General features: G+C 33.4%; 16 protein-coding genes. 4 read left to right on the top strand and 12 right to left on the bottom strand.

Features of this window, described 5'->3' with window-relative positions; genetic code table 11:
• Window position 1: 1 nt before the first annotated feature.
• Genes KW502_RS00865 through KW502_RS00850 form a run of 4 tightly spaced genes read right to left on the bottom strand, consistent with a single transcriptional unit; the run spans window position 2 to window position 4616 of the window.
• Complete coding sequence (locus tag KW502_RS00865) at window positions 2–1516, bottom strand: proton-conducting transporter transmembrane domain-containing protein (RefSeq protein ID WP_219038636.1); 1515 nt, start codon at window positions 1514–1516, stop codon at window positions 2–4.
• Entirely contained in the window at window positions 1517–1873 is a 357-nt protein-coding gene (locus tag KW502_RS00860) for a Na+/H+ antiporter subunit C (RefSeq protein ID WP_219038635.1), read from the bottom strand.
• Between the two features lies 1 nt (window position 1874).
• Window positions 1875–2288, bottom strand: a complete 414-nt coding sequence (locus KW502_RS00855; protein WP_219038634.1) for a Na+/H+ antiporter subunit B — start codon at window positions 2286–2288, stop codon at window positions 1875–1877.
• Between the two features lie 12 nt (window positions 2289–2300).
• Window positions 2301–4616 (bottom strand): putative monovalent cation/H+ antiporter subunit A, encoded by a 2316-nt coding sequence (locus KW502_RS00850; RefSeq protein ID WP_219038633.1) that lies wholly within the window; start codon window positions 4614–4616, stop codon window positions 2301–2303.
• A gap of 178 nt (window positions 4617–4794) precedes the next feature.
• On the opposite strand from KW502_RS00850, the gene KW502_RS00845 reads away from it, so the two are divergent.
• From KW502_RS00845 to KW502_RS00835, 3 genes are read left to right on the top strand one after another with little or no spacing between them, the layout of a single operon-like run.
• Window positions 4795–5040 (top strand): hypothetical protein, encoded by a 246-nt coding sequence (locus KW502_RS00845; RefSeq protein WP_219038632.1) that lies wholly within the window; start codon window positions 4795–4797, stop codon window positions 5038–5040.
• Between the two features lie 16 nt (window positions 5041–5056).
• Window positions 5057–5302, top strand: coding sequence for a DUF2975 domain-containing protein (locus KW502_RS00840; protein ID WP_219038796.1), 246 nt, complete (start codon window positions 5057–5059; stop codon window positions 5300–5302).
• Between the two features lie 14 nt (window positions 5303–5316).
• Window positions 5317–5523 carry a helix-turn-helix domain-containing protein gene (locus tag KW502_RS00835; protein ID WP_219038631.1) on the top strand — a complete coding sequence of 69 codons (207 nt, stop codon included), beginning with the start codon at window positions 5317–5319 and terminating at the stop codon, window positions 5521–5523.
• Here KW502_RS00835 and KW502_RS00830 read toward each other — a convergent pair.
• The 7 genes from KW502_RS00830 to KW502_RS00800 all read right to left on the bottom strand — a co-directional run bounded on the left by KW502_RS00830 (window position 5520) and on the right by KW502_RS00800 (window position 14094).
• On the bottom strand, window positions 5520–5960 hold the full coding sequence (locus KW502_RS00830; protein ID WP_219038630.1) for a hypothetical protein: 441 nt from the start codon (window positions 5958–5960) through the stop codon (window positions 5520–5522). The two genes, KW502_RS00835 and KW502_RS00830, sit on opposite strands and share 4 nt — an antisense overlap.
• Before the next feature lie 88 nt (window positions 5961–6048).
• Window positions 6049–8691: a TonB-dependent receptor gene (locus KW502_RS00825; protein WP_219038629.1), complete on the bottom strand. Its 2643-nt coding sequence runs from the start codon at window positions 8689–8691 to the stop codon at window positions 6049–6051.
• A 146-nt stretch (window positions 8692–8837) separates the two neighbouring features.
• Window positions 8838–10097, bottom strand: coding sequence for a peptidoglycan DD-metalloendopeptidase family protein (locus tag KW502_RS00820; RefSeq protein ID WP_219038628.1), 1260 nt, complete (start codon window positions 10095–10097; stop codon window positions 8838–8840).
• 86 nt (window positions 10098–10183) lie between these two features.
• A complete protein-coding gene (locus KW502_RS00815; protein WP_219038627.1) occupies window positions 10184–10960 on the bottom strand; it encodes a DUF3108 domain-containing protein in 777 nt (258 codons plus the stop codon).
• Window positions 10961–11262: 302 nt separating this feature from the next.
• Complete coding sequence (gene hppD, locus KW502_RS00810) at window positions 11263–12423, bottom strand: 4-hydroxyphenylpyruvate dioxygenase (protein ID WP_219038626.1); 1161 nt, start codon at window positions 12421–12423, stop codon at window positions 11263–11265.
• Window positions 12424–12450: 27 nt separating this feature from the next.
• The gene (locus tag KW502_RS00805) at window positions 12451–12921 is read right to left on the bottom strand and encodes a CCC motif membrane protein (RefSeq protein ID WP_219038625.1); all 471 of its coding nucleotides are present in this window, start codon (window positions 12919–12921) and stop codon (window positions 12451–12453) included.
• A 3-nt stretch (window positions 12922–12924) separates the two neighbouring features.
• On the bottom strand, window positions 12925–14094 hold the full coding sequence (locus KW502_RS00800) for a homogentisate 1,2-dioxygenase (protein ID WP_219038624.1): 1170 nt from the start codon (window positions 14092–14094) through the stop codon (window positions 12925–12927).
• Between the two features lie 247 nt (window positions 14095–14341).
• Between KW502_RS00800 and KW502_RS00795 the strand changes: the two genes are divergently transcribed.
• Window positions 14342–15346, top strand: coding sequence for an LLM class flavin-dependent oxidoreductase (locus KW502_RS00795; RefSeq protein ID WP_219038623.1), 1005 nt, complete (start codon window positions 14342–14344; stop codon window positions 15344–15346).
• A gap of 79 nt (window positions 15347–15425) precedes the next feature.
• Here KW502_RS00795 and KW502_RS00790 read toward each other — a convergent pair whose 3' ends face one another.
• Window positions 15426–15863, bottom strand: coding sequence for a hypothetical protein (locus KW502_RS00790; protein WP_219038622.1), 438 nt, complete (start codon window positions 15861–15863; stop codon window positions 15426–15428).
• Between the last annotated feature and the right edge of the window lie 250 nt (window positions 15864–16113).

The raw sequence follows: 16113 nt of genomic DNA, 5'->3' as shown, positions 1-16113 counted from the left end.
CTTATTTATTTTGCGGCATTACAGCTTCTATATAAGAAGTATTATCAAATAATTCTGAAGCTATTCTGCTTGATAGTTGCTGAATATGTTCTGCTCCAAAACCAATATATAGAGAAACTCCAGTCAACATAATGATTGGTGCAATAAATTGCACTTTCTTTAGGTTTGTCATTTTTTGATAATAAAGAAAGTGCTTTCTTACAGGTAGCTCTTCTCCTTTTTTCCAAAAAACTTCAGACCAAAGTCTAGCAATAATAATTAAAGTAAGTAAACTTCCAAAAATAATTGCTCCCAATAAAATATAATTCTTTTGTTCTAAAGTAGCTAAAATCAATGAAATTTTTGGCCAAAAACCAGAAAATGGTGGCACCCCGATTAAAGACAGAAAAGGAATAAACATTAAAAAGCTAAGCTTAGGAAATTTATCATATAGATCTCCTAGATACTTCATATTATTAGTTCCTTTAATACGATAGATTAAGCCACTAATCATGAATAGATTGGTTTTCACCATAATATCATGAATCAAGTAAAATACCATTCCCGTTAATGCAACTTTTGTAAACATAGCTAAACCTCCAATCATAAAACCAATATGACAAATAATTAGGTATGAAAATGCTTTTCTCACGTTTCTCTGAACCAATGAACCAATAGCTCCGCTAAACAGCGTTAAGACTGCTATCACCATAAGTATTTCATCTAAAAATACATCTTTCAAGAAGATAAGACTGAAAATTCTTATCAATGCATAAACTCCTACTTTCGTTAGCAAACCACCAAAGATAGCAGCGACCGCAGAAGGTGGCGTATGATAAGATGCCGGCAACCAAAAGTAAAGTGGGAATACAGCCGATTTAATTCCGAAGCCTACTAAAAATAAAATAGCAGCTACTTCTACTAATCTTCGATTTTCTAATTGCGGCACTAAAACCGCTAAATCTGCCATATTTAAAGAACCTGCAAGTCCGTAAAGCACAGCTATTGCTGTTAAGAATATGATTGATGCTAAAATATTTAATGTAAAATACTTCACGGCGCCTTCAATCTGTGCTTTTTCTCCTCCTAGGGTGATTAATACAAAAGAGGAAATAATAATAATTTCAAACCAAACATATAAGTTAAAAATATCTCCAGTTAAGAAAGCTCCCGTTAACCCTAATAATAAAAAATGGTAAATAGAAAAATAGCCAAACCTTAATCTTGCGGGTATTACTGAAGCTGAAGAGTATAAAGAAACCGCTAATCCTGCGATAGAGGTTAACAGTACCAAAGTTGCCGAAAGTGTATCTGCAACAAAGGTGATGCCGTAAGGGGCTTCCCAATTTGCTGCTTGTACGGTTTGCGTTCCAAAATTCCAAACTTCATAAAATAATAAAGCTGAAAGAAACACCGCAATGCAACTTCCCACGATGCTAATTACTTTTTGAGTTTCTATTTTTGTCCAAAAGAACATCAAGAGAATACTCAAAAATAATTGAAACAATAGCGGATATAATAAGAGTTGTTGCGTCATTTATCTAATATCTTCTTCAATAGTATTCATCTCATCTAAATCGTCTGTTTTCACCGCTTGATAAGCTCTTTTTATCAAGATAATGGCAAAAGACTGCAAACCAAAACTAATCACAATAGCAGTTAATATTAAAGCTTGCGGCACTGGATCTGCATAAATTTCAGTAAAAACTTCAGAGCCTTTTGGTATAATTGGCGGATGTCCCTTGGTTATTCTCCCTAATAAGAAAATAAGAAGATTAGCTCCGTTACTAATAATAATTAAGCCAATAATCAGTTTTACCAAGCTTCTGCGCAGCATCATATACAAACCTGCGGCATAAAGTAAACCTGTTATTATCGCTAAGAGAAACTCCATATTAAGCTGATTCTGAAATTGTAAAAATAATAGTTAATGTAACTCCCTGCACTACAATATACACGCCTATATCGAAAAATAAAGCGGTGCCTAATTTTCCTAAAACAGGAATAGCGTCGTGCATCCAAAGGCCCGTCATAAAAGGTTCATCAAAAACCAATACAGGTAAAGCTCCGCTTAAAAAAGAAATCGCTAAACCAACAGGCATTAAAAAACCTGGATGAAATTTCAATAACTTCTTGGTATCTTTTAGTCCGTTTGCAAAAGCATGTAATACAAAAGCAATAGACGCTATTAAACCCCCAACAAAACCACCTCCTGGCAAGTAATGCCCTCTTAATAAAATAAATATAGAGAACAACAATAATATTGGTAATAGATAATTAGAAGCTGTTCTTAGAATAAGTGTTTTCATAATCTTAAAAGGTTATTTTTGATAACGTTCAACACTTTTTAATCTTAGTTTTAACAAACCGAAAACGCCAATCGCAGAAATAGCTAATACTGAAATCTCTACCATCGTATCTGCCCCTCTAAAATCTACCAAAATTACATTGACAACATTTTTTCCATGAGCTAATAAATATGAATTTTTTGCATAAAAATCGCTAATTTCTGAATTTACAGGCTGTGCAAGTACTTCTAATGCTAAAATAGTAATTAAAGCACCAAAAGCAATTGATAATACGCCATCTCTAATTCTAACTTTAAAATCTGATAATTTTAAATATTTAGGTAATCTATACAATACTAACACAAACAAAATTACGGTTAATGTGTCTATCGCAAACTGAGTCATCGCTAAATCTGGCGCGCTATAGAACACAAACAATAAACAAATTGAATACCCCATGATTCCCGTAGCCACAACCGCTGCCAATCTAGACTTCGCAAATACAATTAAACCTATAGCAAAAACTAATACAAATAGAATCACTATTTCATAGATCGTTAACTTTGCAAATGAAGCATAATCAATGTGATAAGTAGTACCACCAATTAAGGTGAAACCCATCAACATAATTAAAAATAAAATTATTGTTGAAACATAATTTCTTAAATATCCATTCTGAAAAGTTCTTGTCCAAAATGCAGAAAACATCATAAAAACAGTATTTACACCTTCCATAATAGACTTAGGTGAAATCTTTTCAAAACGTGTTATTGAATGTTCTAATTTCTGAGAAGGCTTCAGTAGAAAATAAAGTAAAATACCAGCTCCAATCGTTAAAGCACTCAACCCTAAAATTGGGGTAAACCCATGCCAAAGTTTCAAATGTACTTCAGCAGCATCTTGCCCTATAGACCATAAAATAGGCTTCACTAAAGCATCTTGAATGAGTACCGGAAATAAACCGAATATAAAACCTAAACTTCCTAACAAAACTGGGGGTAACCATAAAAAAATAGATGGAAATTTCACCTTTTCAAATTTCTCAGGAAGTTTACCTACAAAAGGCTTAATACCCGCCACATAACCCGCATAAGAAATAAAAACGTTGGTTAGTACCGCTAATATGGTTAATAAAATAGCTGAATGTTCAAAATGAAAAGTACCTTCGTAGATTAAATCTTTACCTACAAAACCTACACTTGGCGGAATGCCAGCATTAGAAATTGCAGCTAAAATTCCGGCTATTGCTACTGGCAACATGACTTTTCTCAACCCAGCAAGCTCTGTCACATTTCTGGTTTTTGCTTGATGATCTACTACTCCAGTCATCATAAAAAATGTAGCTTTATATAAAGCATGCACAATAATAAACACTCCCGCTGCCAAATAAGATTCTTGTGTACCTAAACCAATTAGAAACACTAATATCCCTAAAGCAGAAATTGTAGTATATGCTAAAATACCCTTCATATCTGTTCTAAATATAGAATGAAAAGCTGCATACAACATAGTGATACCTCCAACAATCATTAACGTAGTATTCCAAAATTGAGTATCACCCATTAATGGACTTAGCCTAAACAATAAATAAATTCCTGCTTTTACCATTGTTGCAGAGTGCAAGTAAGTAGAAACTGGAGTTGGCGCCTTCATAGCTCCTGGTAACCAAAAATGAAATGGAAATTGAGCAGATTTTGTAAACGCAGCTCCAAAAATTAAACATGCGGCTAAAATATAATGTTCATGACCTTGAATAAGATCTTTCTGACCAAGCATTTCTGCAATACTAAAACTGCCAGATATATTCCCTAAAACCAAACCTCCAGCAAGCAATAATAATCCACCAACTCCTGTTATACCTAAAGCTGTTAATGCAGATTTCCTTGAGGCTTCACTGTCATTGTTAAAACCTATAAGAAAGAAAGAACTGATACTCGTTAATTCCCAAAAAACAAATATAGAAATAAGATTATCAGATAACACGAGCCCAAGCATAGCCGCCATAAATACACTCAAGTAAGCATAAAAACGATCTAGATAAGGATGTCCTTTTAAGTAACTTGAAGTATAAGCAAAAACGAGCGTTCCTATACCTGTAATTAATAAAGTAAACAATAGAGACAATCCGTCTAAAGTAAAGCTAAGATTTACTCCTAGTGATGGTATCCACTCATAGGTTTTATAGATGAAATTCTGATTTGAAATATCGCCGATAAATCGAATAAAATAAATAAATAAACCTAAAGGGATTAGGGTAGGCAGTAAAGCAAGTTTATTAATCACTAATCTCTTCCCTCCAAAAAATAGAAGAATAGCAAAAATAAAACCTGTTAAAATGGCTATCAGCATATTTTTTTTTAAAAACTAGAACAACAAATATACAGTTTATATTCGATTTTTAAACACCTAAAGCCTTTTCTAAATAAGGGTTTAACAAGTTCATAACATTGTTGGGTTTACGGTAAAGTTAGAAACAATCCAAAAATAAAATCTAAAAAAATTATTGATAAACAATAATTTACTTTTTATGCGAATTACAAAAATTCTTAAAATCATTATTAGTTTTCTAGAGCTTATATTAGCGCTAAACTTTTATAGTTTTATCCTAATATTAATTATTTCACTTTTCACATTAAGCACCGACATTATTCAACATATTGTCACTTCTCCTGAAAACAGAACAACAGCATCTATCGTAATTGGATTAGTTAATTATGTTGGTGTTGCTGGTTTTTATTTTGCGGTGGTTTATTTAAAAAGAGTAGTAAAATAACCTTCTTAAAGAAAGAATATTTATAAACGAAAATATAAAATCTTTAAAGCACTCAGGTATTTACGCTACCGCAAGTTCTCTAATAGCTTTAATAGCAGTTTTTTCAACAAAAATTATTTCAACTGAACATCAAATTTCACCAGAAAAATGGCAAATGCATTTGATCATTTTCACGCTTGTAACTGGCATAAGCTTTATTGTAATGAGTAAAATCTTAGCTGAATCTACAAAACTGAAAGAAGAGAATGAACTTACCATCTAAATAAAACACATCAAATGTCTATTACTATTAATTTAGATGAAGTTTTGCAGCAGCTTAAAATGAAATCTAAAGATTTAGCAGATAAAATTGGGATTACCACTGCCAACCTTTCGATTTTAAAAACAGGAAAAGCGAAAGCAATTCGGTTTTCTACGTTAGAAGTAATTTGCGAAGCATTAGATTGCCAACCAGCAGATATTTTAAGCTACGAACCTGATTAGAACCAAGCTGCCCAAGGAATCATTGCCAACATTGCAATAAGCGCTAAAGGATAAAATATAGCTAGCATCTTAAATTTAGGAGCCGAAGACAATTTCTTTTTATGCTTAGAATATCCTATTGTAATAAAAGTAATTGCAATAATCATCATTAACGGGTGCTCTACATTATACAGCCTTAACGTACTATCACTCATGATATCTTTTACAGGCACACCTTCGGTAAACCAAACTATTTTATCGGAGACAAAAAATAAAACGATCCCTATTAATAATTGAATATGCGTACAAATAAGAGCAAATAACGACACTCTAAAATCTTTAGGACCATATGACCGTTTAGAAATCACTCCAGTTATCGCGTTAATCGTTGCCAAGATTACAACTAACAATACTAAATATGCCCAGTAAGAATGAAGGTAATAAATTGCTCTATACATAATTTTTATTTTGAATTGTAAAGGTAATTTTTTTGCATAAAAAAACCGCTACAAATCGTAGCGGTTTTTTTGTACTTAACTAAATTTATTAAAAACTATATTTTGCAGAAAAATTCCAAGTAGTTCCATTTCCGTAGAAATAACCATAGTTATCACTCTGACTAATATATTCATGATCCAAAATATTATAAACGTTTCCTGTAAGAATGAATCTTTGATCACCAAAATCAAAACTATAAGAAGCTCCCAAATCAAATAAAGAGTAAGAATTTAACTCTTCTGACTTATAAACTTCATTATTTAAACTTGCAAAAGCTACATCTTCTACATCTACGAAACCATATAAATCTGTATAATAATTCCAATCTAAACTAACTGATAATTTATTTGGGATAGCCTGAAAGTTTGCACCTAAACCAGCTGAGGTCTGTGGAGCTTGCCCAACTTTAACGTCTTTTAAATCTACATTTGTAGTCTCTACTAGACTATTATCGTTATCATCAATAATTCTAACAGGAGTTGAGCCATCGTATACCCAATCACCAACAGTTGCATAACCTCTAACCATCCATCTGTTACCAAGATTGTACTTAGCATCAAGCTCTAAACCTTGATGAACTTGAGCTATGTCTGTAAATATAAACCTTGCGTTTTGAATATCTTGATATTCTCCTGTAGCTCCTAAAAATCTATTTTCCCAACTTGTATAGTAAGCATTTAGGTTTACCTGAAACCCATTTGTTTGAAAACGATAACCCGCTTCAAAACCAACGATTTTTTCATTATCTACTTCTGGCTTAGCTATTTCAGTATTATCATCATAATTATTGAAGATATTATCTAAAAATGGTTGTCTAGAGTAATCTCCGGCGTTTGCAAAGATTGTATGTCCTTCAGAAAACATCCAAGAAGCTCCAGCTTTTATATTATATCCTGCTTTATTTAAAGTTTCAGATTTTTTTGTTCCCTCAAAGTTACCTCTATCTTCTCTCTTATAAGATTGATTTGAATAAGCTCCTTGAACAAAAGCAGATACTACATCATTTGCCCATTCAACTTGAGCAAACCCTCCTTGATAATTAATATTTTCTGAATAATCATAATCTATTCTATCACCTTCATCTGCATAATTAAATAAAGAAGACCATGGACCTGGATTAAAAGTTTTGGTTACAATATTATTTTCATTTCCTCCAAAATTTTCCTGAACACCGTCAAGACCTAACAAATCTGTAATTTGTCTAAAGTGATCTCCTTTATAGAATCTAATATCTGCACCTACATTAACAGTAAGTTCATCAGTTAGAATATTCTCATAATTAATTACAGAACCATACCAAGCATGATTATTAACAGATCCTCTCATTACTGTACCCTCACGATCACCAGGTCTTGCATATCTCTTCCCATTAGCATCGGTAGAAAGTGAAGCATTGTAAACATTTTGAACATAAGACCAATCAATTAAACCATTACTTGCAGAATAAGCACCTCTTTGTAAATCTTGATCTCCGTTAGGGTAACCATTTATGTAACCAGGTCCATTACCGTAGGTTCCTGTTCCCCCTCCTCTACCAAAAGAAGCATATAACACAGTAGAAAGATTTGATTTCTCAGAAATATCCCAATCCCAATTTAAATTAACGATTGGTTTATGGTAATAATTTCTTCTTGAACTTAAATAATCTCCATTATTAAATCCATAATTATTATTGTATTTAAGCCCGTATCTATCATATAAGGCTGCCCCTTTAGAATAGTTTTGATCATGCCATTGGGGAGCACCCGTCAATAAGAAATTGAAATTATGATTTCCTGCTTTTTTACCTACAGAAAAGAAATAATTTTGTCCTTGACCTTTAGTTCCATTAGCCCACTTGCTATGTGCCTGCCAGTAATCAAGTAAAAATGAAAAGCCCCAACCATTGTCATTAAGACCTGTATCATAAGAAACAGTACCTTTCATATAACTACCATTTCCAACCATAAACCTAGCAAATCCACCTTCGGTTTTATTAGTTGCTTTAGTAACAATATTTACTGTTCCTCCTACAGAAGATATCGCTAATTTTGAAGATCCAAGCCCCCTTTGTACTTGCACAGCACTAGCAATATCAGCTAAACCTGACCAATTAGACCAATACATATTCCCATCTTCCATACCGTTTATTGGCTGACCGTTTAGCAAAAATGCTGTATTAGATTGACCAAAACCCCTAACAAACATTTGAGAATCTCCAAAACCACCTGAAGCGTTAGAAACATAAACGTTAGGAGTGTTCTTTAAAATTTGAGGAAACTCAACATTACCCACAGCTTTTCTTTGAATTTCTTCGCTAGTAACCGTAGAAGCAGCGATTGGTGTTTTTCTTCCTTGCTCTAAATCAATCACACCTCTTCCTACTAAAACAATTTCACCTAAAGCATTTTGATCTGCTTCTAAACTAATAGCTCCAAGATCTAATACTTCTCCATTTTGAATAGAAAATTTAATTCTTTTTTGAGAAAATCCCACATAAGACACTACTAAAGTACCTTGTTCTTTCTCTACTTCTAGCGAAAACATTCCATTGAAGTCTGTTGTGGTTCCGTTAGATGTACCCGCAATCATAACATTTGCTCCGGGCATAGGTAAATTTGAATCAGGGTCTGTTACCACCCCCTTAATTGTACCTTGAGCAAAAATTATACTCGTTGCAAAGAGCAACATCATTGTAAATAATTTTTTCATTTTGCAGTTCGAATTTAATTAATTGTTTGCGATGCAAAAGAAACAACAAATGTTCTTTTGCGCTTTAACTTGTTATTAAAAACCTTATCTTCAATGTTAAAGAATTGTTAAGCAAATATACTACGTGAAAATGTTTTAATGAAATTTTATAAAATTTTCTTAGGTATTTTTTTAAACGGCACACTATCTAACTCTTCTTTAAGTCTCTCTATATGAAGGTAATAACTAGGTTTCAACTCTTCTTTTAATGGCTCTGAACTCGGAAGGTTCTGCTTGTAAGGATCTACTTGTCTACCATTTACCCAAAAGCGATAACATACATGAGGACCAGTAGCCAAACCAGTTTGACCTACAAACCCAATAACATCTCCTTGTTTTACGCGCTGTCCTACTTTAGCATTTCGTTTAGACATATGTAGGTATTGAGTAGTGTACTTATCGTTATGTCTTACTTTTACATAGTTTCCATTTCCTCTGGTGTAACTGGATTTGATAACTATACCATCTGCAGTAGACCAAATTGGGGTTCCAGTAGGTGCAGCATAATCTGTCCCCTTGTGAGCTTTCCATCTTTTTTGTACAGGATGAAATCTTCTTTTAGTATATCTAGAAGAGATTCTAGAAAATTTTAAAGGTGCTTTTAAGAAGAAACTTTGTAGAGAATTAGCTTCATTATCATAATATTTAGCAAAACCACTTACACTATCTTTCCCGAACTCGAAAGCGTAGTAAGGATTATCGTAATGCGTTAATACAGCAGCTTCAATATTTTCAACTCCTGCATAAACAGTATCATTTATATATTTTTCGTTATAAATAAGCTTAAATTGATCGCCTTTTTGAATTTTAAAAAAGTCTATTTTCCACCTATAGATATCGGCAATTTTATCAGCTAAAAGTATGCTTAGCCCCTCATGATCCATCGCTCCAGAAAGTGATGAAGTAATCACACCAGAGGCAGTTTTCCTTTTAACTGTAACTGGCTTTTTTGCAGTAAAAGCTTTTATAGTATCTTCTAAATCAACAACCGTATAATTGATGCGATCATTTTCATAAATAAATGCTTTGATAGCGGCCGAAGAATCTTTTGCTTTTAAAATGGTATAAGGCTTACCTGCAACAATTCTTGCTGGATTAAAGGTATCTTTCACCGTTTCTGAAATTCTAAACACTTCACCTCTAGTTACCCCATTAGCATCCATAATAGCTCCAAAACTATCACCTAAACGAATGGTATCTCTTACAACTCTATAATCATTTAAAAGGTAACCATATTCTCTAATCTGTGGAGGAACTTTTTTTACAGGCCTATTCTCTTCAGGTCTACTTTCGTTAGTTTTTTTCTTTTCGCAAGAAAAAATAATTGTAGAAAGAATAAGCGCTGCAACCAAATATATGTTTCTCAAAGTACCATCATTTTTTAAAACCGCAAAAATATTTAAAGCTATAGACGTACACAACTATAATTTTTTTGAATTTATTAGGAAGAAAACTAATCTACAATTACTTTAAAAGAATGCCTTAGCCCTTTAAACTCCTCTAAATCTGCCTCTAAAGAACCTACTGCTAGGTTAGCTTTTATTTTTAAAGGGATTTTGTTATGGTCATCACTTACCCAAAAAGTAAGACTTTCTTCTTCTTTAAAAATACGATCTGCTTGAACATAGGGTCTAAATTTTAGTGAATTAATTTTACCAAATTTAGTTTTTAGTACTTCCCGACCTAGAAAGACTGTTTTAAATTTATGGATTTCATCGTCAAAAAATAAATCTACAAACAACTCATCACCTTCTTTTAAGTGATTTACATCTATTTTATTTCTTAAGAAATAAAAAACAGAGAGCATATCTTGTACATTAGCTTTAGTCTCAAATGTGTTTTCTGTATCTTTTTTAAGATCTTTTACTTTTGCTTTTTTTAATTTTTGATCAAAATAGATAAGTCTATTCTTCTCATAGCCGCCTTCATTTATATTTCTCACAAATTTTAAAGGCAGATTACTCGATTTATCTATGTAAGTTTCATAAGTATCATCTACTCCAAAAAACACGTGCATTAACCCAGTAGATTTTCCTTTACCAATTACGTGATAAACTTGATTAGAATTATAATTCTCTTCATTCACCTCTAAAGTGGCATAACTAGCATTAAACCAACCGTAATGAATTCTAAATTTAAACCATTCTCCACCTTGGTAAGATTTTTCTTGTGCATTTGCCAAAGAACCCCATAGCATTAATAAAGCAAGTAAATAAAATGTTTTTTTCATACTCTAAGTTTAAGTTTATGTGTGGTTTATGACTCTAATTTCAAATACTATTCCAAAGGTATCAAAAAAGAAAAAGCCTCATCAAAAAAATTGATGAGGCTTGTCCTTATTAACCAACTAAAACTTAAATTTATGAAAAAAATCTTTTTTCAAAGCATTTTTGGTAACCACTCCGAAAATGCTGTGCAAAAATATCACAGTTCTAACTACCCCACAACCCTTTTTTTTCTTTTAACTATTTACCATGCAAATAATTACAAATATTTAAATTTATTTGATGATTATTTAATGTTTTCTTAAAATCACAACGTTCCTCGCAAGCTTTGCTCTCGTTCTATAGATTCAAACAAGGCTTTAAAATTACCCGCTCCAAAGCCTCTAGCTCCCATTCTCTGAATAATTTCAAAGAAAAGTGTTGGTCTATCTTCTACTGGTTTAGTAAATATTTGTAACAAATAGCCTTCTTCATCTGCATCGATCATAATACCAAGACTTTTTAACTTTTCGATATCTTCGTGTAATTCGTGACTAAATTCTGCTAACCTTTTAGGTACGTCTTTATAATAAGCTTCTGGCGGAATGGATAGAAATTCAACCCCACGAGCGCGTAAATCTGCCACGGTTTTAATAATATCGTCTGTGGCTACAGCAATATGCTGTACTCCCGGTCCTTCATAAAAATCTAGATATTCTTCAATTTGAGACCTTTTAATTCCTTCCGCAGGTTCATTTATAGGAAATTTTATTCTCCCGTTACCATTACTCATCACTTTACTCATTAAAGCAGAATAATCGGTATGTATTTGTTTATCATCGAATGATAAGAAATTCACAAAACCCATAACATCTTCATACCACTTTACCCAAGTATTCATTTCATTCCAACCCACATTTCCTACCATATGGTCTATGTATTTCAACCCTACTGGTTCAGGGTTAAAATCTGTTTTCCATTCTCTAAAGCCTGGCAAAAAAGCACCGTTGTAGTTTTTACGCTCTACAAACATATGTACAGTTTCTCCATACGTATAAATACCTGCTCTTACCACTTCGCCGTGTTCATCTTTTTCAACAGTAGGTTCCATAAAAGATTTTGCACCTCTAGATGTGGTTTCTTCCCAAGATTTCTTAGCATCTTCTACCCAAAGCGCAACTACTTTTACCCCATCTCCATGTTTTACGATATGGCTGTTTGCTGGATGCTCAGAGTTTAGGGGAGTCGTAAGCACTAATCGTATTTTATCTTGCTGAAGCACATAAGAGACGGTGTCCCTACTTCCGGTTTCTAATCCTTTATACGCTTTAGATTGAAAGCCGAAAGCGGTCTTATAAAAGTGTGCTGCTTGTTTTGCATTTCCTACATAAAATTCTACGTAATCTGTTCCTAGAAGCGGCAAAAAATCTTGTGCATCTTCAAATATTTTTTCTAGACCGTAGTCTACATTCTTTATTTCTTTACTCATTTTTCTAAGTTTTAAGGTATTTAATAATTAAAATTCTAAAGAGTCCAATACTAAAGTGTCTTCCAAATTTGTTGACTCATCATACTCTTCTACTTCATACTTATAAGTTTCATCTTGATAAATAGAATCTTGATCCCAATTATCAAATTCTCCTAACTCTTGATAATTATCATATAGGCCAAATAACATCGTAGAAAATAATGCTCCGTAAATTATAAAATAGATACTGTAGCTCAGCGAAATAATTCCGCTCAAAACAATCGCTACCATATTTACAATTTTAGCGTTATTAACATTACTCACGCTAATTGGATCATAAATTTCTGGCTGCAATCGATAAAGACTCAGACTTTTATTTGCTGAAATTAAACCTATGATCGATAGTATTAAAGCAACATAAGTTAATAACCCACAACAGCAACCTACAACTACGATTACCAATGCAATAATGCCCAAAGTCATTGCAGAAGAGTCTGCAGGAAGTTTATTATTATTCATTAACTACTCGTGTTTATGATCTAACCAAGATTTATGATAAAAATCATCGGCAATTTTCATTCCCTCTTCGGTTACTTGTAGAGGTCTAAAAGTATCTACCATTACAGCTAACTCTTCGGTTTCGGTTTGCCCAATACTACGTTCTACTGCTCCTGGGTGGGGTCCGTGAGGAATTCCCGCTGGATGCAATGAAATATGACCAGCTTCAATATCGTTTCTACTCATAAAATCTCCATCTACATAGTATAAAACCTCATCACTATCTATATTGCTATGGCTGTAAGGGGCTGGGATAGATTCTGGATGATAATCGTATAAACGCGGACAAAATGAACACACCACAAAAGCATCGGTTTCAAAAGTTTGATGCACTGGTGGCGGTTGGTGTATTCTACCTGTTATGGGTTCGAAATCGTGAATAGAAAACGCATACGGATAGTTGTATCCATCATAACCAACTACATCAAAAGGATGAGTTGCATAAACGGTATCAAAAATTTCTTTATTCTTTTTAATTTTAATTAGAAAATCTCCTTTCTCATCGTTGGTTTCTAATTCATAAGGTTGGCGCAAATCTCGCTCACAAAAAGGCGAATGCTCCAACAACTGTCCAAAATGATTTCTATATCTTTTTGGCGTGTAAATAGGTCGATGCGATTCTACAATAAACAATCGGTTATTCTCATCGTCAAAATCGATTTTATAAATTGTACCTCTAGGGATTAACAAATAATCACCGTACTTAAAATCTAAATTCCCTAAATGAGTTCTAAGTTTACCACTTCCTTTATGAATAAAAATCAGCTCATCACAATCAGCATTTTTATAAAAATACTCTTGCGTTGTATTTTGTGGCGAAGCTAAAATTATAGTACAATCTTGATTGGTAAGTACAGCCTTTCTGCTTTCTAAATAATCTGGGGCTGGCACGACTTGAAAACCTTTAAATCGATACGACTTAAGGTTATTTTCGATAGCAATTTTTGGAGCTACATTATAACTTCCTTTAATTTCTTTTACCTGAGTAGGTCGATGTTCGTGATACAGGTTAGACGACATTCCATCAAAACCAATGGTACCAAACAGTTGTTCGTAGTAGAGGCTTCCATCGGGTTTTTTAAAAATTGTGTGCCGCTTATGGGGTATCTTTCCTAATTTATGATAAAATGGCATAATTTACTTGTGGTTTTTACAAATATCGCAATTTTTTTTCGTTTAATTCAAACGTTTAAAACACTTGTTCCTAAAATTTTTCGATACTTAAAATCTATTCCCTCATTAATAAAATTGAAGCCTATTTCTGTAATGAAAGGAACACTATTTCGATTAATGTATGGAACTGAATTTTAGATAAAATCTATTTACTTTTTCACTGAAAGGGAAATTAAGGGTTTTATCACTTCACCTGAACCAATTTAAAATGAAAGATATAAAAGTAGGCATTCTCGATCAATCTATTGTTCGGCACGGCGCCACCGCCCGTGAAGCTTTATTAGAAACCATTGAAACCGTAAAACTTGCTGAAGACTTAGGTTATAATCGCTTCTGGGTTTCAGAACATCATAACTCGCCTTCCATCGCCGGTTCTGCCCCAGAAGTGCTGATGGTGAAATTGGCAGATGCCACACAACATATAAAAATTGGTAGTGGCGGTATTATGCTACCTAACCACAGCGCTTTTAAAATGGCTGAGAATTTTAGAATGTTGGAAGCTCTTTTTCCCGGGCGTATTGAAATGGGAATGGGTCGCGCACCCGGCGGCGACCGCATAAGTGCGATGTTACTGAATCCTTCCAATACTTTCAAAGAAGAAGATTATCTGAAGCAACTCGACCATTTACAGCATTTTTTTAGAGATACTGCAGCAACAGAAAACGGTAGGATTTATGCTATTCCGCAGGCAGAAAGTGTTCCCGACCAATGGATTTTAAGCTCTAGTGGGGGAAGTGCCAAAGTAGCGGCTGAAAAAGGATTAGGTTTAGCCATTGCCAAGTTTATTAATGGAAATGTCCCGCCTGAAGTAGTCAAAATTTATCGGGATAATTTTAAACCTTCAGAAAGTTTACAAGAACCTAAGGTATTGCTTTCTTCTTTTGTAATGTGTGGAGAAACCGAACAAATTGCGGCCAATATGCGAAAGTATATGGATTACACTTTGGTACAGTTTGAAAAAGGGAATTTCGGAAAACGTCCGGCGTTTAAAGAGGTCGAACAATATGAATTTTCTGCCTACGAGCAACAACGCATTGAAGCCAATAGCAACCGAATCATCTCTGGAACGCAAAACCAAGTAAAAGCAGAATTAGAAATGCTTGCCGAAACTTACGATGTGGATGAACTGGTCATCACCACGATGAGCTACGATAAACAACTTCGGTTAAAATCTTTTAAGCTAATTGCGGAAGCGATGGGGTTGAAGCCTTAAATTTTTAAAAACAAGCTTACTTAATATAAAACGTCCGGCAATTGCCGGACGCTATTTAAGAGTGATTCCTTATTTATTCTTAAAAGGTAAATTCAACCCAAGGAATACCTTGCCAAACTATACTTATATCTAACCTATAACGATTGCAATTCTCTCTTCCGATTACATAAATACTCGCATCAGTAAGAAAAGCATATGAGCAGTTTTTTTCCAATGTGATGTTAATTATCAGTTCATAGATTCCAATTTCTTGATTATAACCCATATAATACCTATTTGATGAATCCCCTTTCTTTCCCTTATTAATTAACACTTCATTCGCTGAGAATAATTCTTCAAAATGAAACACCAATAGTGGTGATTTATCATGGGTCTCCATATAAAAATCTACTTCATCCTCTAAATAGGTGTTATTCGAAAATAAACTTAGGGATAAAGTTAATTCATCCCCTACTTCATATACTTCTTGTTCCGGTGAAAGGGTAATTAAGCCATCGACTAAAGCGCTTGCGCCCATATCGTCACAGTTTTCTCCTCCTGGGCAAACACCATTCATAAAAAACATAGGCTTATTATCCCGAAAAGTCTACAAGAGTTTTTAAAGTTGTGGAATAGCTGCTAAATAATTATTCTTCAACTGTAAACTCAATAATTACATATTCGCTCCATTCTATATTTGTAGCTATCAGATATTCATTGCAATCACTTTTACCTTTAAAAATTATATAATCATCACTAACGATGGAATAAAAAGCTATTCTATCTAA

Origin of the sequence: Mesonia aestuariivivens (genome assembly GCF_019311235.1) — a bacterium.
Lineage (GTDB): Bacteria > Bacteroidota > Bacteroidia > Flavobacteriales > Flavobacteriaceae > Mesonia > Mesonia aestuariivivens.
The sequence above is the reverse complement of the archived record's forward strand: the minus strand, read 5'-3'. Positions and strand labels throughout refer to the sequence as shown.

What these genes read in the sequence shown, in the direction of transcription:
- KW502_RS00865 (WP_219038636.1), bottom strand. Translation starts at nt 1,516, where the DNA reads ATGACGCAACAACTCTTATTATATCCGCTATTGTTTCAATTATTTTTG.
- KW502_RS00860 (WP_219038635.1), bottom strand. Translation starts at nt 1,873, where the DNA reads ATGGAGTTTCTCTTAGCGATAATAACAGGTTTACTTTATGCCGCAGGT.
- KW502_RS00855 (WP_219038634.1), bottom strand. Translation starts at nt 2,288, where the DNA reads ATGAAAACACTTATTCTAAGAACAGCTTCTAATTATCTATTACCAATA.
- KW502_RS00850 (WP_219038633.1), bottom strand. Translation starts at nt 4,616, where the DNA reads ATGCTGATAGCCATTTTAACAGGTTTTATTTTTGCTATTCTTCTATTT.
- KW502_RS00845 (WP_219038632.1), top strand. Translation starts at nt 4,795, where the DNA reads ATGCGAATTACAAAAATTCTTAAAATCATTATTAGTTTTCTAGAGCTT.
- KW502_RS00835 (WP_219038631.1), top strand. Translation starts at nt 5,317, where the DNA reads ATGTCTATTACTATTAATTTAGATGAAGTTTTGCAGCAGCTTAAAATG.
- KW502_RS00830 (WP_219038630.1), bottom strand. Translation starts at nt 5,960, where the DNA reads ATGTATAGAGCAATTTATTACCTTCATTCTTACTGGGCATATTTAGTA.
- KW502_RS00825 (WP_219038629.1), bottom strand. Translation starts at nt 8,691, where the DNA reads ATGAAAAAATTATTTACAATGATGTTGCTCTTTGCAACGAGTATAATT.
- KW502_RS00815 (WP_219038627.1), bottom strand. Translation starts at nt 10,960, where the DNA reads ATGAAAAAAACATTTTATTTACTTGCTTTATTAATGCTATGGGGTTCT.
- hppD (WP_219038626.1), bottom strand. Translation starts at nt 12,423, where the DNA reads ATGAGTAAAGAAATAAAGAATGTAGACTACGGTCTAGAAAAAATATTT.
- KW502_RS00805 (WP_219038625.1), bottom strand. Translation starts at nt 12,921, where the DNA reads ATGAATAATAATAAACTTCCTGCAGACTCTTCTGCAATGACTTTGGGC.
- KW502_RS00800 (WP_219038624.1), bottom strand. Translation starts at nt 14,094, where the DNA reads ATGCCATTTTATCATAAATTAGGAAAGATACCCCATAAGCGGCACACA.
- KW502_RS00795 (WP_219038623.1), top strand. Translation starts at nt 14,342, where the DNA reads ATGAAAGATATAAAAGTAGGCATTCTCGATCAATCTATTGTTCGGCAC.
- KW502_RS00790 (WP_219038622.1), bottom strand. Translation starts at nt 15,863, where the DNA reads ATGGGCGCAAGCGCTTTAGTCGATGGCTTAATTACCCTTTCACCGGAA.